Source organism: Methylomonas sp. MgM2, assembly GCF_054172045.1.
The window spans coordinates 212,575-234,477 of the sequence record NZ_JBSYXO010000004.1; the positions used below are offsets into that span (position 1 = coordinate 212,575).

General features: G+C 48.8%; 23 protein-coding genes and 2 pseudogenes. 12 read left to right on the forward strand and 13 right to left on the reverse strand.

All coding sequences use genetic code 11. The annotated features are described in order from the left end of the window. Window positions 1-34 precede the first annotated feature (34 nt). The 4 genes and pseudogenes from ACW73I_RS05370 to tnpA all read right to left on the reverse strand — a co-directional run bounded on the left by ACW73I_RS05370 (window position 35) and on the right by tnpA (window position 1,708). On the reverse strand, window positions 35-397 hold the full coding sequence (locus ACW73I_RS05370; protein ID WP_458028210.1) for a response regulator: 363 nt from the start codon (window positions 395-397) through the stop codon (window positions 35-37). Window positions 398-515: 118 nt separating this feature from the next. After that, window positions 516-857, reverse strand: coding sequence for a type IV pilin protein (locus tag ACW73I_RS05375; RefSeq protein WP_458028235.1), 342 nt, complete (start codon window positions 855-857; stop codon window positions 516-518). Continuing rightward, window positions 834-893, reverse strand: a pseudogene (locus tag ACW73I_RS05380) (type IV pilin protein); the annotation flags it as partial. The pseudogene ACW73I_RS05380 and the gene ACW73I_RS05375, both read right to left, overlap by 24 nt. Window positions 894-1,282: 389 nt before the next feature. Then, window positions 1,283-1,708, reverse strand: a pseudogene (gene tnpA, locus ACW73I_RS05385) (IS200/IS605 family transposase). Window positions 1,709-2,030: 322 nt separating this feature from the next. Here tnpA and ACW73I_RS05390 point away from each other — a divergent pair. Both ACW73I_RS05390 and hemG read left to right on the forward strand, forming a co-directional pair. Continuing rightward, window positions 2,031-2,807 (forward strand): ATP-binding protein, encoded by a 777-nt coding sequence (locus tag ACW73I_RS05390; protein ID WP_458028211.1) that lies wholly within the window; start codon window positions 2,031-2,033, stop codon window positions 2,805-2,807. Between the two features lie 17 nt (window positions 2,808-2,824). After that, window positions 2,825-3,352: a menaquinone-dependent protoporphyrinogen IX dehydrogenase gene (gene hemG, locus ACW73I_RS05395; protein WP_458028212.1), complete on the forward strand. Its 528-nt coding sequence runs from the start codon at window positions 2,825-2,827 to the stop codon at window positions 3,350-3,352. 239 nt (window positions 3,353-3,591) lie between these two features. Here the strand turns inward: hemG and ACW73I_RS05400 are convergent, their stop codons facing one another. Continuing rightward, entirely contained in the window at window positions 3,592-3,732 is a 141-nt protein-coding gene (locus ACW73I_RS05400; RefSeq protein WP_458028236.1) for a hypothetical protein, read from the reverse strand. Window positions 3,733-3,963: 231 nt separating this feature from the next. On the opposite strand from ACW73I_RS05400, the gene ACW73I_RS05405 reads away from it, so the two are divergent. Together ACW73I_RS05405 and ACW73I_RS05410 are read left to right on the forward strand one after the other, a co-directional pair. Next, window positions 3,964-4,275 carry an ArsR/SmtB family transcription factor gene (locus ACW73I_RS05405; RefSeq protein ID WP_458028213.1) on the forward strand — a complete coding sequence of 104 codons (312 nt, stop codon included), beginning with the start codon at window positions 3,964-3,966 and terminating at the stop codon, window positions 4,273-4,275. Continuing rightward, window positions 4,275-5,201, forward strand: coding sequence for a cation diffusion facilitator family transporter (locus ACW73I_RS05410; RefSeq protein WP_458028214.1), 927 nt, complete (start codon window positions 4,275-4,277; stop codon window positions 5,199-5,201). The genes ACW73I_RS05405 and ACW73I_RS05410 overlap by 1 nt, the downstream gene beginning before the upstream one ends. 338 nt (window positions 5,202-5,539) lie before the next feature. Here ACW73I_RS05410 and ACW73I_RS05415 read toward each other — a convergent pair whose 3' ends face one another. From ACW73I_RS05415 to ettA, 7 genes are all read right to left on the reverse strand, one after another. Continuing rightward, window positions 5,540-6,832: an adenylosuccinate synthase gene (locus tag ACW73I_RS05415; protein ID WP_458028215.1), complete on the reverse strand. Its 1,293-nt coding sequence runs from the start codon at window positions 6,830-6,832 to the stop codon at window positions 5,540-5,542. A 28-nt stretch (window positions 6,833-6,860) separates the two neighbouring features. Then, complete coding sequence (locus tag ACW73I_RS05420) at window positions 6,861-8,054, reverse strand: ATP phosphoribosyltransferase regulatory subunit (protein WP_458028216.1); 1,194 nt, start codon at window positions 8,052-8,054, stop codon at window positions 6,861-6,863. Window positions 8,055-8,143: 89 nt separating this feature from the next. Then, the gene (gene hflC, locus ACW73I_RS05425; protein ID WP_458028217.1) at window positions 8,144-8,998 is read right to left on the reverse strand and encodes a protease modulator HflC; all 855 of its coding nucleotides are present in this window, start codon (window positions 8,996-8,998) and stop codon (window positions 8,144-8,146) included. A 1-nt stretch (window position 8,999) separates the two neighbouring features. Continuing rightward, window positions 9,000-10,193 carry an FtsH protease activity modulator HflK gene (hflK, locus tag ACW73I_RS05430; protein ID WP_458028218.1) on the reverse strand — a complete coding sequence of 398 codons (1,194 nt, stop codon included), beginning with the start codon at window positions 10,191-10,193 and terminating at the stop codon, window positions 9,000-9,002. 88 nt (window positions 10,194-10,281) lie between these two features. Further along, the gene (gene hflX / locus ACW73I_RS05435; protein WP_458028219.1) at window positions 10,282-11,610 is read right to left on the reverse strand and encodes a ribosome rescue GTPase HflX; all 1,329 of its coding nucleotides are present in this window, start codon (window positions 11,608-11,610) and stop codon (window positions 10,282-10,284) included. A gap of 11 nt (window positions 11,611-11,621) precedes the next feature. Continuing rightward, entirely contained in the window at window positions 11,622-11,864 is a 243-nt protein-coding gene (gene hfq / locus ACW73I_RS05440; RefSeq protein ID WP_458028220.1) for an RNA chaperone Hfq, read from the reverse strand. Between the two features lie 268 nt (window positions 11,865-12,132). Next, window positions 12,133-13,797 carry an energy-dependent translational throttle protein EttA gene (gene ettA / locus ACW73I_RS05445; protein ID WP_458028221.1) on the reverse strand — a complete coding sequence of 555 codons (1,665 nt, stop codon included), beginning with the start codon at window positions 13,795-13,797 and terminating at the stop codon, window positions 12,133-12,135. A gap of 430 nt (window positions 13,798-14,227) precedes the next feature. On the opposite strand from ettA, the gene ACW73I_RS05450 reads away from it, so the two are divergent. The 6 genes from ACW73I_RS05450 to ACW73I_RS05475 all read left to right on the forward strand — a co-directional run bounded on the left by ACW73I_RS05450 (window position 14,228) and on the right by ACW73I_RS05475 (window position 19,317). Then, window positions 14,228-14,686, forward strand: a complete 459-nt coding sequence (locus ACW73I_RS05450) for a DUF5658 family protein (protein WP_458028222.1) — start codon at window positions 14,228-14,230, stop codon at window positions 14,684-14,686. A gap of 109 nt (window positions 14,687-14,795) precedes the next feature. Next, the gene (locus ACW73I_RS05455) at window positions 14,796-15,557 is read left to right on the forward strand and encodes a TatD family hydrolase (RefSeq protein WP_458028223.1); all 762 of its coding nucleotides are present in this window, start codon (window positions 14,796-14,798) and stop codon (window positions 15,555-15,557) included. Next, window positions 15,554-16,360: a tRNA threonylcarbamoyladenosine dehydratase gene (locus ACW73I_RS05460; protein WP_458028224.1), complete on the forward strand. Its 807-nt coding sequence runs from the start codon at window positions 15,554-15,556 to the stop codon at window positions 16,358-16,360. The genes ACW73I_RS05455 and ACW73I_RS05460 overlap by 4 nt, the downstream gene beginning before the upstream one ends. A gap of 4 nt (window positions 16,361-16,364) precedes the next feature. Then, window positions 16,365-16,721, forward strand: coding sequence for a hypothetical protein (locus tag ACW73I_RS05465; protein WP_458028225.1), 357 nt, complete (start codon window positions 16,365-16,367; stop codon window positions 16,719-16,721). A gap of 202 nt (window positions 16,722-16,923) precedes the next feature. Next, window positions 16,924-17,886, forward strand: coding sequence for an SAM-dependent methyltransferase (locus ACW73I_RS05470; protein ID WP_458028226.1), 963 nt, complete (start codon window positions 16,924-16,926; stop codon window positions 17,884-17,886). 534 nt (window positions 17,887-18,420) lie between these two features. Beyond that, window positions 18,421-19,317: a VPLPA-CTERM sorting domain-containing protein gene (locus tag ACW73I_RS05475; protein WP_458028227.1), complete on the forward strand. Its 897-nt coding sequence runs from the start codon at window positions 18,421-18,423 to the stop codon at window positions 19,315-19,317. 367 nt (window positions 19,318-19,684) lie between these two features. Here the strand turns inward: ACW73I_RS05475 and ACW73I_RS05480 are convergent, their stop codons facing one another. Next, window positions 19,685-20,272 carry a DUF2452 domain-containing protein gene (locus ACW73I_RS05480; protein ID WP_458028228.1) on the reverse strand — a complete coding sequence of 196 codons (588 nt, stop codon included), beginning with the start codon at window positions 20,270-20,272 and terminating at the stop codon, window positions 19,685-19,687. Between the two features lie 732 nt (window positions 20,273-21,004). On the opposite strand from ACW73I_RS05480, the gene ACW73I_RS05485 reads away from it, so the two are divergent. Both ACW73I_RS05485 and ACW73I_RS05490 read left to right on the forward strand, forming a co-directional pair. After that, entirely contained in the window at window positions 21,005-21,358 is a 354-nt protein-coding gene (locus tag ACW73I_RS05485; RefSeq protein WP_458028229.1) for a hypothetical protein, read from the forward strand. A gap of 54 nt (window positions 21,359-21,412) precedes the next feature. Beyond that, window positions 21,413-21,739: a hypothetical protein gene (locus ACW73I_RS05490; protein ID WP_458028230.1), complete on the forward strand. Its 327-nt coding sequence runs from the start codon at window positions 21,413-21,415 to the stop codon at window positions 21,737-21,739. Window positions 21,740-21,903: the final 164 nt, after the last annotated feature.

The window sequence follows — 21,903 nt, forward strand, 5'->3', positions numbered from 1 at the left end:
ACCCGCGCACCGAATATCCGTTTGCGACCAATTCTTAACCCAAGACTTTTTTGATCGTTTTCAACAGCTGGTCGGGATTAAACGGTTTTACAATCCAGCCGGTCGCTCCCGCTTCCTTGCCTTGTTGTTTTTTTTCCATACCGGATTCGGTTGTCAGCATCAACAAAGGGGTAAATTTATAATCAGGCAGGGCGCGTAATTCCTTAATAAGTGTGATGCCGTCTTTATTGGGCATGTTCACGTCGGTCACAACACAATCGAAGGTTTGAGTCTTCGCTTTATTCAACGCGTCAACCCCGTCAACCGCCTCAATCACATTGTATCCGGCGCCCTTCAAAGTAAAGGACACCATCTGTCTCATGGATGCAGAATCATCGACTGCAAGAATCGTTGCCACAATCAACTCCTTAAATCAAAAATGTAAGCAAAATACTACATTACGAATCGACAAAAATAAATTTGAGTTTGGATAAAATCACACTTCGTCTTATCCGGGCCAGTCAACTGAAAAGCGTTCATTTGCCCCAGCAATCGGCAACCGGATCGGTACCGGAAACGGTTTTAACGTCATTTTGGTTAATTCCCAATGTGCCGCATTTTGCGTCAGTAAAATTGGGGCTGGCGCTTATGGTGTAAGTGGTTGCGCTCAAATCGGTAAATTCATTTACAGTGTAGTAGCCATCGGGCGACGTCGTTATTCCTATGTTTGTTTTCGTTCCATACGTCGTATGATTGGCTCGCCATTTTTCTTGAGCTAATCGCACTTGCATCAATACGGCTTTTCCGTCCGCACGTTTGGCTCTTCTGACATAATCGTTGTATGCCGGATAGGCAATCGCTGCCAAAATGCCTATCACCGCCACCGTGATCATTAGCTCAATAAGTGTGAAGCCTGCTACCCCCCTGTCTTATTTTTTGTACTAAATTTGCGTTGCATAACTAAATCCGGTTCTAGAATTAAGAAACAATCGAATCCAACAATCTCGAGTATATTGCGTAGACCGATAGGACGTACTTCATGGAACAGCCCAAAAAATTAAAAGCGCGGCCTAATTGGCGAAACATTCGTTTGGCAAAATCGAACTCAGTTGAATTACCATCTGTTGTATCAAGCATAGTCGAAATCGCCGTTGAGGATTTTATTCGGTCAGCGTTAAGAGAAAATTCGCGCTACAGTAAGTATCCCCCGGCAAAGCCGGGGGCTTTATGTTGTGAACCGCTCAAAGCGGTAAATAGGGTCGCTAACGCGGCCCTTTCATAATGGCCGCCCATAGGCGGCGACTCACTGCCAAAGGTTCATTTGTTCAATGTTGGTCTTCCTGTTCTTGATGCCGGATATACTCCCGAATCATCGTTTCATCCCGACCTACCACACAAAATAACCTCTCGCCCAGAAATGTTGCCTTACAAAATTCCGTTTCTTTTCACCATAAACCCGCGCCAAATGAATCGCGCTCTTGCCCTTGATGTGACCAATCACTTGCGACACCGCATATTTCGGCGAGATCGAAATCAGCATGTGCACATGATCCGGCATCAAGTGACCTTCCAGTATCCGGCTCTCTTTCTGGCCCGCAAGCCTCCGAAACACCTCCCCTAAATGTTTTCGCAATTCCTTGTACAGCGTTCAACGCCGGCACTTTGGTATAAATACCACATGATATTTGCACTCCCATTTCGAGTGGCTTAAGCTTTCGTTCTCGTCCATCAGGTTCTCCTTTTTCGCGTTTGCTTGGCGGCTCACGCGTTCGAGTGTCCTGATGGACTCCTCTAAATGTCAAACTTTTGCTGTCTCCCCGGCAGAGCCGGGGGATTTCTCATTTTTGGTTAACAGCGTACCTTCTACTTGGAACCCGACAGGACCTGTTGTTAAACTACACGGCACCGGCAATTTCAATGTGGGAAGCCAATCAATCGCCGGCGGAGCTACGGTAGACTGTGCGGCTTCTTTAACCGTTGGACCCTAACACTATCACGTAAACCGGCAATGCATATGGCGTTGCCGATTACACAAACAACATTTTCGCAAAATGATCAATTGGAATTCCACCTGCGCGGCTATTTGGCGCCAACGTCAGGCCGCCCTGCGCCCAGTACGTCACACCGACCCTATTCGGTTGGAACAACTATTCGGGATAGATACGCAAAAGCAGCAAATCGTTAGTAATACCGAGCGTTTTCTTGCCGGCTTGCCCGCCAACAACGTTTTATTATGGGGTGCGCGGGGTACCGGCAAATCCTCGCTGGTCAAAGCGTTGTTAAATGCTTACAAACACCGAGGCCTACGCATCGTTGAAGTGGATAAATACGACCTGCTCTATTTGCCCGAAATCGTCGATGATATACGCGAGCATCCGCAACGTTTTATTATCTATTGCGACGATTTGTCTTTCGAAAGTGGCGACAGCTTATATAAGCCGCTTAAAAGCGTATTGGAAGGATCGATAGAACTTCCACCGGATAATGTTTTGTTCTACGCGACTTCAAATCGACGCCATTTGTTACCCGAACTGATGAGCGACAATCTCGATACGAAGTTGATCGATGGTGAAGTGCATTATTCCGACGCAATCGAGGAAAAAATATCGCTCGCCGACCGTTTTGGCCTGCGCTTAGCGTTTTATCCTCAACAGACTCCAACCTATCTCGAGATCGTCGACAGTTACTTTGCCGATTTTGACGGTAACCGGGATGAGTTGCATAAGGCTGCGTTGGATTTCGCCCATCAAAATGCCGCGAAAAACGGCCGCACCGCAAAGCAGTTTTTTAACGCTTATTGTCGACAGCAAAAAGAGCTCTCTAATTGACTACTCATAGCAAAGCGATGTCCAAAATTTTGATCGTATATTCAACCACCGATGGACATACCCTGACTATTTGCCAGCGCTTGCGACAATTTATCGAAAAAGGTGGGCACCATGTCAAAGTAGTGCCGGTTTCAGATTCGGCTTCCGTTGAATTAGACGACTTCGATAAAATCGTCATTGGCGCCAGCATCCGCTATGGCAAGCATAGTCGGCAAATCTTCGATTTCATCCGTAACAAACAAGCGATTTTGGATGCCAAACCCAACGCCTTTTTCTCGGTCAATGTGGTTGCCCGCAAACCCGACAAGAATCAACCGAAGACCAACCCCTATTTGCAAAAATTTCTAAAAAAAATAAGCTGGAAACCCAAAGAATTAGCCGTATTTGCCGGTAAACTCGATTATCCGCGCTATAACTTTTTAGATCGCACAATAATCCGTTTCATCATGTTCCTGACGCGCGGGCCGACCAACCCCGAAACTACGGTTGAATTTACCGATTGGCAGCAAGTCGAATCGTTTGCAAAACGCATCAGCACAATGTAACCATATCAAGCGCTGATGGCCGGAAAGCACGGATAGGATGACCGTACCCGGCACATCGCGCTTCAATGGGGCATTGGGGCTGCTCCAGGTCTGCGGGCACACTGCGCCACCCGATCGTCGAACAAACCGCTGATATGGGGGAGTTCGATAAAAAAGAGCAGTTACCTCAATGGCGTTACCACCGTCAACATGGATTCGACCACCAAACGTGTCCACCGCTACGGGCCCTGTAGTGGGCACTAGCGAACCGCGGTGCATGTCACCTCATCCATGGCTAGATATTTACGAACGGTATTGATTGAAATCTTCAGCTCCCGAGCAATCGCCTTTTTACCGAGGCCATTTCCAGCGTCATACAGCGATTTTATTTTATGAATCATGTTCCACTCCTTCAAAACCATTCCCCGGATAAATCGGAGAATGGTAAGGGGCAACTACCCCAATATAAATGTCAGTGGGGGCAATTTTGTTGTCCGAAAGTGGGTCAGTTTAGATGGCCATTAACACCGATAGAGCAATAGCTGAGAGCTCAACAACATTTTCCGCATTGCTTTACTTTTACATAGACTTTAAATAATATTTGAACAACTGTTCAATCGTTTGCCATTTTAATGACACCTTCTCTTGTTGAAAATTCAGTTGCTGAACTCGCCGATCTTTTTCGCCTACTTGGTGACAATACCCGCTTGCGCATCGTTTTGACTTGTCTTGATGTGCCAATTGCCGTCAATGACATAGCGAGCAAACTCGACTTGAGCAATTCGCTGGTCAGTCATCATCTTCGGTTACTGAAAGCCGCACGTATCGTCAAGGCCGACCGACACGGCAAGCAAGTGTTCTATGCCGCTGCGGATCAGCACATCTCGGACATCCTAACCAATATGCTAGAACACATTGCAGAACCTCATACGGAGACAGACTAATGTCACACGATCCTTTGCATAACCATGGTCATAATCACTGTAGCCACACACATAGCAATATCGACAATCATAATAGGGCCTTCGGCGTCGCCATCGTTCTGAACATTGTTTTTGTAGTGATCGAATTTGCCTACGGCTTCATTGCCAACTCGACTGCTTTAATGGCGGATGCCGGACACAACCTCTCCGATGTATTAGGTCTACTATTGGCCTGGGGCGCTTCCATTCTCGCTCGTAAGGCACCTAGCGGGCGCTACAGCTACGGTCTGCGTAGCACATCGATTTTGGCGGCACTAGCGAATGCCATACTCTTGCTGGTTGCGTGTGGTGCCATTGCCTGGGAAGCCATCCAGCGCGTTTCTGCACCTCCTGTTGTGGCTGGACAGACAGTCACGCTGGTAGCAAGTGTTGGAATCGTAATCAACGTTTTATCGGCTTGGTTATTCGTGAAGGGAAGTAAAGGGGATTTGAACATTCGTGGAGCCTACCTGCACATGGCCGCCGACGCGGCTGTATCGCTGGGTGTTGTGATCGCCGGAGCGGCGATGATGCTTACCGACTGGTATTGGCTCGATCCGGCGATTAGCCTATTCATCGTAGGTGTGATTGTAATCGGCACATGGGGACTGCTGCGCGAGTCAATCAAACTGGCTTTGAACGCCGTTCCAGCACACATTGATGTATCCGCAGTGGAAAACTATCTGCGCCGATGTTCAGGAGTCAAGGACATGCACGATCTGCACATCTGGGGCATGAGTACCACCGAAACTGCTTTAACTGTCCATTTAGTCATGCCCGCTTACCCCGGCGACGCGTTCTTGGATGACCTAGCGCAGGCCCTAAAAGAGCGTTTTTCCATTCAGCACAGCACGTTGCAAATAGAACAAGGCACTATCGAGCACACCTGTGCATTGCACATCCAGTAGCAATGACCGCGCACGATAGTTAAATCCCCAAGATGTTCGCCGCCATGGTGTCGAAGTCTTGCCGGTCGATGTGCAAAGTGGCCATTGGATAGGTGGATTGACGGCTAAGTCGAGGGATTTTCAGTGGCAACCAATTTTCCTCGACGCTTCGCCGGCTAATTGGCTCACCCGTCGTTTCCCGCTATCGGAAAGCCTTTCTTTCGCCGCGTCTCCCCGCTACGGGTTGCGTTCGACTTGTCCCGTATGATCGTCATTGAAAAAGTAAACGTGGCAAGTCCCGATATATAAGGACAAATGCCACATCACAATGCTTACAGATCATTTGACTCGGGTGCTTTTTAAGCGAACGGGTTTTCCAATACGATGGTTTCGTTACGATCCGGTCCGGTCGAAAGAATGGTTACCTTAACGCCGACCAGTTCTTCGATACGGGCGATATAAGCCTTAGCGTTATCAGGCAATTGGTCGAACGAGGTAATACCTGCCGTCGTCGACTTCCAACCGGGCATTTCCTCTATGACCGCTTCGCAAATCGCATATTGATCGGCGCCCAATGGTGCGGTTTTCGTCATTTCGCCCTTAATTTTATAGGCTGTACAAATGCCGATTTTTTCTAAGCCGTCCAATACATCCAATTTGGTCAAGCAAATGCCGCTGAGGCTGTTCATCTGAGCGGATTTGCGCATCGAAACTGCGTCAAACCAGCCGCAACGGCGCTTACGGCCGGTAGTGGCGCCGAATTCGTGACCTTTCGAACCGAGATGTTCGCCATTGCCATCGTTCAGCTCGGTCGGAAACGGGCCATTGCCGACTCGGGTCGAATACGCCTTGGTGATGCCCAGCACATAGTCAATGGCTAACGGACCGATGCCCGCACCTGTCGCGGCACCGCCTGCCGTGGTATTAGACGAGGTCACGTAAGGATAAGTACCATGATCGATATCCAACAAGGCCCCTTGCGCACCTTCAAACAAAATGTTGTTGCCTTGCGCTTGATGAAGTTGTAATTCCTCGGCGACATCGGCCAACATCGGTTTGATGTGTTCGCCCAACTCCAATGTCCTATTTAGAATTGAATCATAATCGACCGGGTCGGCTTGATAATAGTTGACTAGCATGAAGTTATGGTAGTCGACCAGGTCCTTCAGGCGTCTGGCGAACTCTTCGGCGTTACGCAGATCGCCGGCACGCAAGCCCCGTCTAGCCACTTTATCTTCATAGGCGGGGCCGATGCCGCGCCCGGTCGTTCCTATAGCCTTGTCCCCGCGCGCTTTTTCCCTCGCCTGATCGATTGCAACATGCACCGGCAGAATCAGGGCGCAAGCCTCGCTGACTTTCAGCCGGTCTCTGACGGGCACGCCCGATTGCTCCAAAATACCGATCTCCTTTAGCAACGCTTCCGGGCATAACACGACGCCGTTGCCTATCATGCATTGCACGCCCTCGCGCAACACGCCGGACGGAATCAGATGCAAAACGGTTTTCCGACCGTTGATCACCAAAGTATGTCCGGCGTTGTGCCCGCCTTGAAAGCGAACGACCGCAGCGGCTTGTTCGGTCAACAAGTCGACCAATTTGCCCTTACCTTCGTCACCCCATTGTGTGCCGATAACAACAACATTTTTTCTCATATTTTTCTTTTACCTTTATATGAATGCTTTAACGACGAGCCAATGGTTTGACGACCCATTTTCGGTCCTGCTTTTCCAACACGGCATTGCAACCCAGCTGTTCGATATTGCCTTGTTGTCCCGGCAGTTCTTGTATCACGCGAACACCGGAAGCCCTTAAATCTCTAATAGTGACCGGTAAATCAATATCTTCCGCTGCCGGCGCGAACACCGTTTGAACGTTTGTTTCCATAGCATCTTTCAGCAAGCCCGCCAGTACTTTTAAATCCGCACTGAATCCGGTCGCCGGCCTGGCTCGGCCGAACACGCCGCCGATGTTGTCGTAGCGACCGCCGCGCGCAATTTCCCTACCGATGGTCGGCACGAATGCGGCGAAAACCATACCGGTGTGATAGTGATATCCGCGCAGTTCAGCTAAATCGAAGCTGACGTTTAACGAAGGATAATCGCGTTTCAACCTTTCAGCGATAGCTTGTAAATCTTGCAATGCGGCTTGAATGGTTTCGTTATCGCCGTCGAGCAATTTGGCTGCGTCGGCCAATACTTCGATACCGCCGTTTAACTTCGGCAAGGTATTGAAAATGGTTTTAAACCGGTCATCGATCGCGAATTGATCAACCAGCTCCGCCAACTCGGTTCTGGCCTTGCGCTGCAAAACGTCGAACAACTCGGCTTCTTGCTGCTGATTCAATCCTGCTTGTTCGACTAAGGCCCGGTAAATTCCGACATGCCCCATATCCAGATGCACGTTTTGTACGCCGCTGATAGCCAACATTTCCAGCATCAACTGAATGACTTCATAATCGCTGTCGATACCGCCGTGACCATATAGCTCAGCCCCGATTTGCATGGGACTGCGGGTTTTTTCTAAAGGATCGCCCAAAGTATGCAGGACAGTACCGGCATAACATAAACGAGTGGGCCATTCGTGCTTCAAATGATGCGCGTCGATTCGGGCCACCTGCGGGGTCATATCGGCTCTAACCCCCAGTAATTCGCCGCTCAATTGGTCCGTGAGTTTAAAGGTTTGTAGGTCGAGGTCATGACCGGAACCGATCAGTAACGAGTCCAAAAAATCGACGAAAGGCGGAATGACCAGTTGGTAACCCCAACGATCAAAGGTGTCGAGCAGGTCGCGGCGTAGACGTTCCAGATGCGCCGCTTGCTCGGGCAACATCTCGGAAATGCCTTCCGGTAACAGCCAGGAATCTTTATTTTGCATTTTTTGTTTGTCCCAATCGCAAAAAAACGCCCTGCTGTCATGTATTCATGACCAGCGGAGCGTCTTGTTTTACGTTTCGAATGTTTTGCTTATTTTTGATGTTTGAAGAACCTAAAGAAATCCGAATCGGGTTCAAGCACCATGATATTGCCCGATTTACCTAAACTTTGCTTATAAGCAATCATACTCCGATAAAATGCATAAAACTCGCTGTCTTCGCTGTAGGTATTGGCGAAAATCTCAGCGGCTTTAGCGTCGCCCCCGCCCCGCAGTACTTCGGAATTACGATAAGCGTTGGCTAGGATGATTTCGCGCTGTTTATCGGCGTCGGCCCTAATTTTTTCCGCCGCTTCAGAACCTTGCGAACGAAACTCGCGAGCCACCCTCGCCCGCTCGGCCTCCATCCGTTGATAAACCGAACTGCTGACTTCATTCGGCAAGTCGATGCGTTTGACTTGTACGTCGACAATATCGATGCCCAAATTTTCGGCTTGGGGCGACACGTTGGTAATCAAAGACTCACGAATGATACTGCGGTCGGTGGAGACCAGTTGTTTGATTTCCCTTTTACTGAACTCGCTACGCGCCGCATCCTTGATGATTTGATCTAAGCGGATATTCGCCTGATTGACATCGCCGCCTACCGTTGTATAAAACGCTTTCACATCGCCGATACGCCATTTAACGAACGAATCGACGATCACGTTTTTCTTTTCCGCGGTCAGAAATCGTTCCGGCGTGGCGTCCATGGTCAAGATGCGCGCATCAAACTTTTTAACGTTATTGATGAAAGGTATTTTAAAGTGCAAACCGGGTTTAAAGTCTGCGCCCACGATTTCACCCAATCGGAATTTAATCGCACGTTCCGTTTCGCTGACGGTAAACACCGACATCGATGACAAGACCACCAACGCAACGATAGCAACAATTATTTTATTTCCCATCTTAGCGTCCTCTCACGTCGCGTTCGCGGGCCGAAGCACGACTATTGTTTTTGATCGTTTCTTTTACCGGTTGAGATACCAAAGGTGTATGCTCATAACTAACCGGAGCGTCGTTAGTCGCCTCAGGTGATCTGTCGACGACTTTATCGAGCGGCAGATACATAATGTTGTTGCCGCCTTTTACATCGACCAAGACATTGTTGGAGCGTTGTAATACCGATTCCATCGCTTCGATATACATCCGCTGTTTGGTAACCGCCGGTGCTTTTTTGTATTCCGTCAGCAATTGAGCGAAACGGCTGACATCACCTTTAGCTTGAGCGATCACTCTCTCTTTGTAGCCTTCCGCCTCTTGCTCTATGCGCGATGCGGCACCACGGGCTTTTGGCAAAACGTCGTTGGAATACGCTTCCGCTTCATTGATGAGACGTTGCTTGTCTTCCCTGGCTTTGATCGCATCTTCAAACGCACCCTGCACCTGCTCAGGTGGCTGAGCATCTTGCAAGTTGACGCTCGTTACCAAAATGCCCGTTTTATAGGCATCCATTACAGATTGAATTTCGCTCTTGATTGCCATGACGATTTCGCTACGGCCTTCCGTCAATACGAAATCCATGTTGCTGGCACCGATTACGCCGCGCTCGACACTCTCGGTTACTTGTTTCAGTGTAGAATTCGGATCGAGCACATTAAAAGCATAGTCTTTGGCGTCTTTCACTTGATATTGGACGGCGAGACGGACATCGACGATGTTTTCGTCTTTGGTCAGCATCATCGCCTCTTTCGGCACCGAGCCCATAGCCATACCGCTACCGGAACGATAACCGACTTCGATAAACTGCTGCTTCTCGACGTTAACCACTTGAACTTGTTCGACTGGCGCGGGAATATGCCAGTTCAAGCCGGGAGTCGTCGTATCGACATAAGCGCCAAAACGCGTGACCACTCCTCTGGTGCCCTCGTCGACTATGTAAAAGCCGCTCATGCCCCATAACACAACGGCACCCGCTATCACAAAGCCCAATCCTCGCATCGATGGTCCGTCGCCTCCCCCGCCTCCGGAACCGCGACCAAAGATACCACCAATCTTTTCTTGCAACGAACGCAACACTTCGTCCAAATCAGGCGGACTGTTTTGGTCGTTACGACCGCTCCAAGGGTCTTTGTTGTCGCCACCGGGCTCATTCCAAGACATACAAATGCTCCAATAGGATTTAAAACTTCAATACAATCGACGCGTTTAACACAGCGTCTCACATTACAACGAGCTAAAGCCGACCATTCTATCGTATATCCGCCGCGTTCGGCCAACTCGCGCGGTTAGCCGCGTTTAAATTAAGTTGAGCACGGCTTACTTCCTCTACTTTAATGTCTTTCAGCAATCCCAGATTCTTTTTGTCGATTTCTATAGTCAGCTCGCAATCGCCATGTTCGTTAACAGTTTCATCGATAAAACGAACTAAGCCGTACCATTTGGCCTTCATGCCGACCTGCCGCGCCGGCAGAAAGCACTTTTTAATGACCTTGCTACTGGAAAAACATTCAATTAGTGCCCGCTGCAATAAGTCGCAACCTGCGCCGGTTTGCGCGCTAATCCAAACAGAAGTAGGCTTGCCATCGGCGTCATAGTCAATGTGGGGTTCGATACCGTCTAACAAATCGATTTTATTGAAGACCCTTAATTGGGGTATTTTATCGGCACCGATTTCTTCCAATACCTGATTCACCTGAAAGATCGTATCGTCGCGATCTTCGGCGTGCGCGTCGATCACATGCAGCAGTAAGTCGGCTTCGCTGGCTTCTTGCAGGGTCGAACGGAAGGCCGCTACCAATTCATGCGGCAAATGCCGTATAAATCCCACCGTGTCGGCCAAGACCAATCCTCCGCTATCACTTAATTGCAAATGGCGCAGGGTTGGATCCAGCGTGGCAAATAATTGATCTGCCGCATAGATACCGGCACCGGTTAAGCTGTTAAACAATGTGGACTTTCCGGCATTGGTGTATCCAACCAGCGAAACGGATGGAATCTCCGCCTTTTTCCGCTTGCTGCGTCCTTGGTGGCGCTGCTTTTCGACTTTTTGCAAACGTTGCTGAATCTGCTTGATACGTACGCCCAATAAACGTCGGTCGGTTTCGAGCTGAGTTTCACCCGGTCCGCGCAAACCGATACCGCCTTTTTGCCGCTCCAGATGAGTCCATCCGCGAATCAAACGGGTCGATAAATGTTTTAGCTGCGCCAATTCCACTTGCAACTTACCTTCAAAGGTTTGCGCGCGTTGAGCGAATATATCTAAGATCAGACCATTGCGATCGACAACTCGAACTTCTAATGCCCTCTCCAAATTGCGCTCCTGACTGGGAGAAAGCGGATGATTAACAATGATGATGTCTGCCAGAAACTCGGTCACTGCGGCTTTGATTTCATCCAGCTTACCGATACCGACGAAATATTTGGGATCCGGCTTGTGCCGATTCCCTGTAACCACGTGGACAGGCAGAGCACCGGCTGATTTGGTCAGTTCTTTAAGCTCGTCGAGATCTTCTTGACCGACTTGCAAATTCAGGTGAACGAGAATTGCTCGTTCACCTGCATCGGGACGTTCAAACAATCAGAAACCTCTCAGCCTTCATCACTGGAATCAGTGTCTCGATGCATACTGACGTTTTTGCTGGGAACAATGGTAGAAATTGCGTGTTTGTATACCATTTGATTAACAGTGTTTTTCAACATGACGACATATTGATCAAAAGAATCTACCCGGCCTTGTAATTTGATGCCGTTAACCAGGAATATAGATACAGGAATATGTTCCTTTCTGAGGGAATTTAAGAAATTATCCTGCAAATTTTGCGCTTTTGACATCCTATTTCTCCTTATTATTGTTCGGGCTACGGCAATACATTACCGGCTAAATCTATTGTTTTCAACACACTATAAACGAGGTTTATTTACAAAACAGAATCCAAGTTTGGGGTATAAATTGCTAATTCAAGCCCACGCGTAATATTTTACATCAATATACAAACGCGCTTAACCATACAACCCACAGAAAATGCCGTAGATTGTACTCTACCAATCCTTAACTTTTTCGATCAGTAGAGTAGATAGATAGTGTTATATCCATTCAAATTTAAGAAATTTTCTTATATTTAATACGATGCGGCGTATCGGCATCGATACCCAAGCGTTTATGACGGTCCGCTTCGTAATCGGCATAGTTGCCTTCAAACCAAACGACCTCACTATCGCCCTCGAAAGCCAACATATGTGTCGCAATTCGATCCAGGAACCAGCGGTCATGTGAAATCACGACGGCACAGCCCGGGAACGCAAGTAGAGCCTCTTCCAAGGCCCGCAGCGTTTCGACGTCTAAATCGTTAGTTGGTTCGTCCAGAAGTAAAACATTACCGCCGCTTTTTAACAGCTTGGCCAAATGCACACGGTTGCGCTCGCCGCCGGACAAATCGCCGATACGTTTCTGCTGATCCGGGCCTTTGAAATTGAACCGTCCGCAATAGGCCCGGGAAGGCGTTTCATATTTACCGACCGTAACCATGTCCAATCCATCGGAAATTTCCTCCCAAACCGTCTTATTGTCGTCCATGTTGTCACGGAACTGCTCAACATAGGACAACTGCACGGTTTGACCCATCGTGAAGGTCCCTGAATCCGGCTTTTCAAAACCGGCCATCATTCGGAACAAGGTGGTTTTACCGGCCCCGTTCGGACCTATGATGCCAACGATACCGCCGGGCGGCAACTTAAAACTCAGATTATTGATCAACAGCCTGTCGCCGAAGCCTTTGCCGATATTCTCCGCCTCTATAACCACATCGCCCAAGCGCGGCCCGGGCGGAATATAGATTTCCTGGGTCTCGTTACGCTTTTGCACCTCAACCGACGACAATTCTTCAAAGCGGGCCAAACGGGCCTTGCTCTTGGCATGGCGCCCTTTTGGATTGGAGCGCACCCACTCCAGTTCCGCTTTCATCGCTTTTTGGCGTGAAGTTTCTTGTTTCTCTTCCAATTCCAAACGTTTTTCTTTCTGCTCCAGCCAAGAAGAATAATTGCCTTCCCATGGGATACCCATACCGCGATCCAGTTCAAGGATCCAGCCCGCCACATTATCGAGAAAATAACGATCGTGAGTAACCGCTACAACCGTGCCGGCATAATCGTGCAGGAACCGCTCTAACCATGCGACCGATTCCGCGTCCAGGTGGTTGGTCGGCTCGTCCAACAACAGCATATCGGGCTTGGACAGCAGCAATCGGCACAAAGCGACCCGGCGTTTTTCACCGCCGGACAATTTGCCGATCTCCGCCTCCCAATCCGGCAAACGCAAAGCGTCCGCGGCGATCTCCAATTGACGATTCAGGTTATGGCCGTCGCACGCATTGATAATGTCTTCCAATCGCGCCTGTTCGGCAGCCAACTTATCGAAATCCGCATCGGGATCCGCATATTCGGCATACACTGCATCCAGCTGAGCCAACGCATCTTTAACATGTTGTACGGCTTCTTCAATAATGCCCCGAACGTTTTTATTCGGGTCAAGCTGCGGTTCCTGAGGCAAATAACCGATATTGATGCCCTTTAACGGTATCGCTTCCCCTTCGATTTCCTTGTCGACGCCGGCCATGATGCGCAATAAAGTCGATTTCCCGGATCCGTTTAGGCCCAAAACGCCGATCTTTGCACCGGGAAAAAAAGATAAGGAGATGTCTTTGAGTATGTATTTCTTGGGCGGCACCACCTTGCCTACCCGATTCATGGAGAAAATATATTGAGCCATCGTTTCTCGGTCAAAAAACTGAAAGCGCCATTATAGCGTGGCTTGTCAAAATTTAAGTTTGTATTTTGTTCGGCAAAGACCTAGCCGGCATTTCAGTCTGAACATTCGCTATATATACTCTGCCAGGAACCTACGATACCGCTTCCGGAAATCGCATCCGCCACCTAACGGCAAGACAAAGACCGCCTTCAGGTATAACGCACATGCGAAGTCGTAAGCGGCTACTCGATGTTGCCGGCTCGAAATCCGCAAAAGTTTTCCGCAACCATATGCCAACGCCTTAATCCGTTGCTGAGCGTGCTGTATATGACTCACCAAATTTGCGAGCGACCTAAAAGAAACGGCATTAATTCAATAGGAAATTAGGGAAAATTCGGTTTTTGGTTTATTCTGAAATTGATATAAGTCAAATTTTCAAGGAGACGTGGATATGAAAACCAAGCTCTTCCGCTCCCTCAAGATCCGCTGTCGTTCATTAAGCGACGCTCTGCGCGACTCTAATTTTCCGTTACGATATATCTGTCTATCCGCGCGCCCGGTACATTCTTCATTATTGGGAATGGAAGTTGGACATCTGAAATATCTGATCAATTCCTCGCTGATTCTACTGTTCGGCTTACTACATACCGCCGACGGCGTCGTCACGTACTTGGGCTTGAAATTCAACCTAGTCGATGAAGCTAACCCCATGCTGGTGTTTTTTGCCGGTACGATGGGCTTGGGATTGTCGATATTCTTATTGAAACTGCTGTTGTTAGAGTTTATTGCCGTACTGTATTTTGCTCGGCGTAATATGGGAAGCTGCTGGGGCACAGCCACTTTATTAAGTGCGGATGCATTCTACAGCTGGGTCGTCAGCAACAATATTTTTCTAGTGGCTGCGGCTTGACCAATATTTAAAACCGCAAAACGATAAACTGCCGAGCTTATTTGTCTAACATGCAGTAATTGATAACACTATCGTAATCACCGTATAGGTGCTGGCTTAAAATAGTTTGATGCGCCCCCAAACAAATCATTCGTTAGCCGATTACCCCACCATAGATATACATAGCCACCGATTAAAAACAACAGACCATTGGCAAATCATCAGCGTCGATACACACCAGATAATCGAAACTGACGATCGCGAACCTCGGCAATCCCCCTCATCCCATAAGCGGCCGCTAGAACATGTCCCGGCCATCAATTTACCTTCCGCAAGTTACTTCAGCCTCGGCATTCATCCCTGGTTTATCGAACGTCAAGATATTAACGTCGCAATCCAAACACTCGAAACCTACTGTCATCACCCGAAGCTATTGGCCATTGGCGAATGCGGGCTGGATAAGACGTTAAGTATCGACCTATCCGCGCAATCAATCGTGTTCCGGCGCCAAATCGAGCTGTCCGAGCGATGGAAAAAGCCCCTGATTATTCACTGCGTCCGAGCATTTAACGAGTTAATGCAAATCAAAAAGTCCGTTAACACGGCTGTTCCCTGGATCGTACACGGCTACAACAACAAACCCGAATTGGCCAAACAGCTGCTCAGACACGGTTTTTACTTATCCTTAGGCAAAGTTTTATTGAATCCTCAAAGTAATGCCTATCGAGTCTTGGGCACCATGCCCTTTGAGCGTTTATTTTTGGAAACGGACGACGCCGACGACTTATCAATTAACGCGATTTACGCCGCTGCCGCTAAAATAACCGGTTTAACTGCCGACGCCTTACGGCGACAAATTTTTCACAATTTTAAAAGAGTGTTTCTTCAATGACTGATTTAAGCTGGCTATCGCGCACCGAACTCCTGATCGGCAAAGCCAAACTCGACAAATTGCAAAACGCCCATGTGCTGGTAGTCGGCATGGGCGGCGTCGGTTCATTTGCCGCGGAATTCATTTGTCGGGCCGGCGTAGGCCGGATGACGATAGTTGACGGCGATGTGGTCGAGCCCAGCAATCGCAACCGCCAATTACCCGCATTAGCCACGACCCATGGCCAATCCAAAGCGGACGTGATGGGCGCGCGCTTACTGGAAATCAATCCTGACCTGAAACTTAACATCCGTCACGAGTTCATCACGCCGGATACCGCAGCGGAATTGCTGAATACCCATTACGATTATATCGTCGACGCGATCGACAGCCTGACGCCTAAGATTCATATGATCCGCGCGGCCAAAACCCGCAAGATGAAAATCATCAGCTCCATGGGCGCCGGCGGCAAAATGGATCCGACCCATCTGAAAGTGGTGGATATTTCCAAGACCTATAACTGCCCGTTCGCGCAATTCATTCGCATACGTCTGCGTAAACACGGCATTAGCCGGGGCGTCAAAGTGGTGTTTTCGCCGGAAGTGGTCAACAAAGACTCTCTGATGTTTACCGACGGCAGCAACTACAAAAAATCCGCCTACGGTACGATTTCATATCTGCCCGCGGCTTTCGGCGGCGTTTGTGCCTCGGTGGTCATTCGTAATTTGATTCACGATACCGCTCACAGTCATCACCACACTCAGACCGCTAAAACGCCCAACTTCGAGGAAAGCAGCATCCCTGAATCTCATGTGAAGGAATAAACCGATGACCGACTCCAATCGCCCCGAAGCGACGGCTAACCCAACCCAGTTAAATCTGGTGAACAGCAATCGATTACAGGCATTACGCAAGCAATCTTCGGTTGACGAATCCGATAATACTCAAAGAACCACCTCCCGCCATCCAGCCGGTGCGAACGCGCAGGAAGACGCCGAATCGAATCGGTTACGAACTCAAGTAAATCAACGACTCGCGGAGATTCTGGCTAACTTGCCCGCCGGCAAGCGCCGCAGTTTGTTCAAAATCCGCTTCGGAGTAGACTTGGACAAGCTCGAGCAAATGCCCTCTAAACAAGCCGCAGCCCTATTGAAAATCGAACCGAACCAGCGCCGAAAGCGCTGATTCGAAATCGAATCGTCTACGGGCTTAATCGCCCGGCGGTCCGGTTAAGCATCGGCAAAAGTCGCTCGGCCAGAATGCAATTAATTTCGCCAGCCGTCAGTGGTCCGGTAGCAGACCGTCATGACGAATGCCCCGGCGAGACCAGGCCGGTCCGCTACCGTATCGCGCCAAGTCACGTAATGCTCGGTCAAACTGGCTTATAATGCCCAGCCTTGTTAAATTTCAACAGCCTCTATTTTCCACGATGTACACGATAGAACCGAACCAGGATTACCGCGATCAAAGTTTACGCCAACATGCCGAACTTTCTACCGAAAAGCTACAGGCGGACGCCACCCGACATTACGAGGAATGCTATCGCGACTATCTGTTTGCCTGGTGCAACCGTGACAATCTGGCTCTACATTACGGTTATTGGGACGAGACCAAACCGTATAATCAACATCAGGCTTTATTGAATAAAAACCAGGTGCTTTACGACAAAGCGGAGATTCGACCGAATGACAAGATATTGGACGCCGGCTGCGGGATCGGCGGCAGCACGATCTGGATGGCCAAACAACACGGCAACCAAGCCACCGGCATTACAATCAGCCCCAAACAAGCCGATTATGCCCGGCAACACGCCTGTCGCCACGGTGTAGCCGAACTGGTGAATTTTGAAGTCGCCGATTTTTGCAAAACAGCTTTCGACGATGAAAGTTTCGATGTAGTCTGGGCCCTGGAAAGCTCCTGCCATGCCTTAAACAAAGGCGATTTTCTACTGGAAGCTTTCCGCGTGTTGAAACCCGGCGGGCGCATTGTCATCTGCGACGGATTTTTGTTGCAGCGCCAATTTACCGAACATCAATGGCAAGCCGTGGTTACTTGCCTGAATGGCTGGGCCGTACCGAACTTGTGTTCGCGCGACGAGATGCAAAATTTATTGGCGCAACAAGGCTTTGACACGGTAAATTGCCACGATATCACGCCGCAAACGCAAGCCTCGGTGGAGTACATGTACAAAGTGGCCAAACGCCTTAAACCGGTACAAACCATCAGCCAATGGCTGGGACTGCGGACCAGAGCTCAAACCGCTAATTACCTGGTCGGCTTGGCCCAACACCAACTGTTCAACGAAAAAATGACCGAATACCTAATCTTCACGGCACAAAAGCCGGTTTGAGATTTGCGCGCAAGGCGCCAATCAGACGGTCAAGCCGGATCCCAGCCATTTATTTCCGGTTTAATCGCTGAACCTCCGCCCGGCCGCCGGCACGAAATTGCACCGGGATGAGTTTGTTGACGCAGCACATTCGAAATTTACGCGAAGTGATCAGCATGGTGAAACTCGCTCGCCCTTTAACAGGTTTTAGCCCATGCCGGGCACACTAGCGGCGATTAGCTTGCGTAAGCGGGGCGGGCTTTATCTTGCCAGTCAATCTTAAATTACGGCATTTCACACAATCAATATAGAAACCGCGAGTTTTCCCATATTCCTAAACCCCTAATAGCTCCTTAAGACATGAATTTGGTAAAGCATTAATTGGCATGGTAACTGCATTTGTTAGCTTGCTCGGTAAACGCAAAATCTTAGCATAGCCCAAGATAGTCACTAATCCTTTCAGGACAAAATCGAAAAAGTGTAGTTGGCACCTGACCCGGGAAATACCCTACCGGCTATTACAAACCCAGGATTAACTTAATCGAGGTAAATGGAATGAAAAATGCCAAACTTACCCGTGCGATCGCCAAGACGTTAGCGGGTGGCGTACTTTACTTAGGCGCAGTATCTTCCGCATCGGCGCTTGTTATGTACAACACGATGAACGCGGGTACGGCCCCTGGAACCGGAGGCTCGGACGGCTGGTCCGAAGACGGCCTCTGGGTTGGAACCGATGGTTGGTGTCCGACTTGCGGCCAAGGTTCATCACCCGGCGGAGGTGTGACACCGTTCGGTACTATATCCCCCGTAACCAACTGGGCAGTGCAGTTTAGTTCGCTTGGCGAAGCACAGGTGGTGTCATCGCAAAACGCCTATGATCTATACGGCATCTACGCGGACGTCGATACGGCCAAAGGCGCATGGAATGACGCCGGGCCGAATGGACCCGCTGATTCGGGCGGTTCCCAGGGCTGGGCGCACAATACGGATGTTGGCTTGTTCAAATCAGACCTAACACAACAAGTGACGCTCACAGCCGCATCGCTTCATGCTAGCAGCGGTGGCTGGAATAATTTCGGCATATCGGTGTTTACTGGTATGGACGCCGGTACTTACGACCATCATAGCGGCTGGAATATTAATTATCGTCCGGCCAGCAACGACAACCCCAATCTTGCGCCGGCCATGCAAAATAATCCTTCTTTTTCGACCGGCTTGACGTTCCTGACTTACACGGATAACAGCACCGTTACCTTCACTGCGCAAGCGGGCCAGATTTATTCGATCTTACTTGGGGGATACTCCGGCGCAGGCAACTTTGGACCGCACGATAGTTATTCGCTGGACATCAACTCATCGCCGGTGCCTGTTCCGGCAGCCATCTGGTTGTTTGGCGGTGGGCTAGCTAGCATTGCCGGCGTAATCCGGCGCAAACGTGCGTTACCCGTTTAACATTCGGCCAAAAACAACTTCCACTCAGGCTTCCCGCGCTCCGCGTCACTGCGATTAACTTAAACCCTAACCCCATCAAAAACAATGCTTATTTTGGCGCTGGTGACAGCCGAGCAATGCGCAAGTGGGGGTATTTTTTTCCCGGGCGCGCTGCGCTGATGGCGGCAGGCGTCGATAGTCGGCATTTGATTGAAGATCCCACTTCCCCCCGGCGCTAAAGATGAAGCGAGGTATGGTCAATAGACTAGGATGTACGGCTCGATCCGGCTAACCATGGAGGAATGGCGCTATAAAAAACGTGCCACACGGATTTATCCGCTATTGCTCATTTTTGCACGATTCCTTACGGTCATCCTTTTGCTCGCAGCTAGCCGAACAAGTTTTGATTCGTATCAGTTGTAAGTCGTTTTTTTGCCTGCTGAAAGCTTAACCCGGAAATACCGCTTTTCTGCATGGATTGCCTTAAGGAATAAGCCAGTGCCGAGGCTAGAAGGCGGGGGTAATAAGACAGCGACTCCAGGTATACTGGCAATACATCGTCAAGTTTTTCCGCCTGTTGCATTTTTTCTTCAAGTCGCGAGCGCTGGCGCGCAATCTCCAGAATAAAAGCCCGGTCATTGCTACAATCGCGGGATAATTCCAATGTCCAGGTTAAATCTGTTTGCAGTTCACAAGCACCGATAAAGCGCCCGTATTGCGTCGGCGTCCACTGTTCAGGTGCGATTAAAGAGAGTCGGTATTGATTATTTTTTAAATAGAGCCAATAGGTTTGCTTTAATTTCGGCTTAAAGCGAATTTGACTGTTCAAAATAAACAGCGAAGTAAATAATTCACCGCTAATCTGCCGAATGTTTTTAGCCGGAGCATGCAACTGTGTTTTAGCTTGTTGCAAGCTATCCAACACCGCTACAAGCCCTTTACCCTGCGGATTTACAGGTTTAATCGTTAAAGTCATAATTTGAAACACCCGTTTACATCCGGAAAAACCCTTGCGACCCAATCGGCCGCGAAACTGAATTATAAAATGGGCGAATTTTCCTCTAATGACAAAAAGGAAATCACCGTTCGTTAAAAACACCTCTTGCACATTTAGTTACTATCTGTAGCGGCTTGCAATCGAAAACGCCCAAACCAGCAATCAGCACATTTTTCGACCTGAATTAAATGCAACTGACGGGCGTTCAAACCGGCATTACTTTGCAATTATTCGTGCCGACCTGCAATCATCCACCGCATACTGAATACCGGACGGTGGTGGAGTAAATTCCGGGAAGAACTTGATGATCCGGAATAGTCATTGTCCGGCCTTGGTGAACTAGCGAAACATCCGCATATTTTCGGTTAACAATACCCTTTCATCATTAACGCTCTACCAGGACGAGCAGGAGCATTTGAACAGAACTTACGGTTTCAACAAAATCCGGCTATGCAATACTTCTCTAAAGCGGCCGCTGGAAATTGGTTTCGAATAGGCTGGCCATCAGGTTACGACCCGTTGCGGTCTATCGCCTAACGTGATTCAATGGCGGCAAATGGATCATTACCAGTCATAATCTACTAATACCGATGATATACAGAAGGGAAAATTCTCAGCTAATCAACAAATTAGCATATCAAAAGTCATTTTTAGGTAGATATACTGTTAACAGCTTAATAACTTGTTATGTGTTACTCAAAAGGAACGTAAATGGCAAAAATTAAAGTACATGCGGGAGATTTCTTAAAGGTAGATGGCCAATACAGTTTTGGCTCATTGACACTCAAGACAGAAGCTCATAATTTTCTTGGCGAGACAATCCCTATTACAGAATTAGAAACGGTGGAAATTGCAACTGAAGAGAGCGTCAAGAAACTTAGCGGCACAATAGGTTGGGGTGCGGCAGGAGCTGTAATATTAGGTCCTGTTGGATTATTAGCGGGATTACTTTTAGGTGGAAAAAAGAAAGAAGTTACTTTTGTAGCGAAATTTAAAGATGGAAGAAAATTGCTTGCGTCTACTGATAGTAAAACGTTTACGAAATTACAAGCAGCCGTATTTTAAACAACCACATAACTAACGGGGCAACTTGACGTTAGGCTTCTATAGGAGATACAAATGAAACATCTTGTGAAAGCTGTTATTGCGTTCATATTATTTAATTCATTAGCGATTGCGGCTTCATCAAGCGATACAGACAAGCTCACATCATATGCTGTAATTTTAGGCCGAGCCGCAGCTTGTGGTATTGATACAACAGATGCGTCTAGTCGGGTTGGAGGCTGGATGGATAGGGTTTTTCCGCCAGGATCTCAAGACCAAATAATATTCCTTCCAATATTTATGGAAGGCATGCGGTACCATGCACAACAGCAGGCATCAGGAAATAGTCCTGATAGTTGCTCTGCTGTCCGCCGCGCGTTTGACGGCATGCCTTGGCCCTAACGTGAAACACGCCAGCCTAACAACCACATTAACACAGCCCTTCGCCGCGATGCGGCTCAGTCGGGTTATGTGGAGCGTTATGAATTGACCGGAGAGTGTCGGCTTCCGGCGGGAAAGATTGCTAGCCATCCCTGGCTAGCAATCGCGCCTACACCGCCACGTGA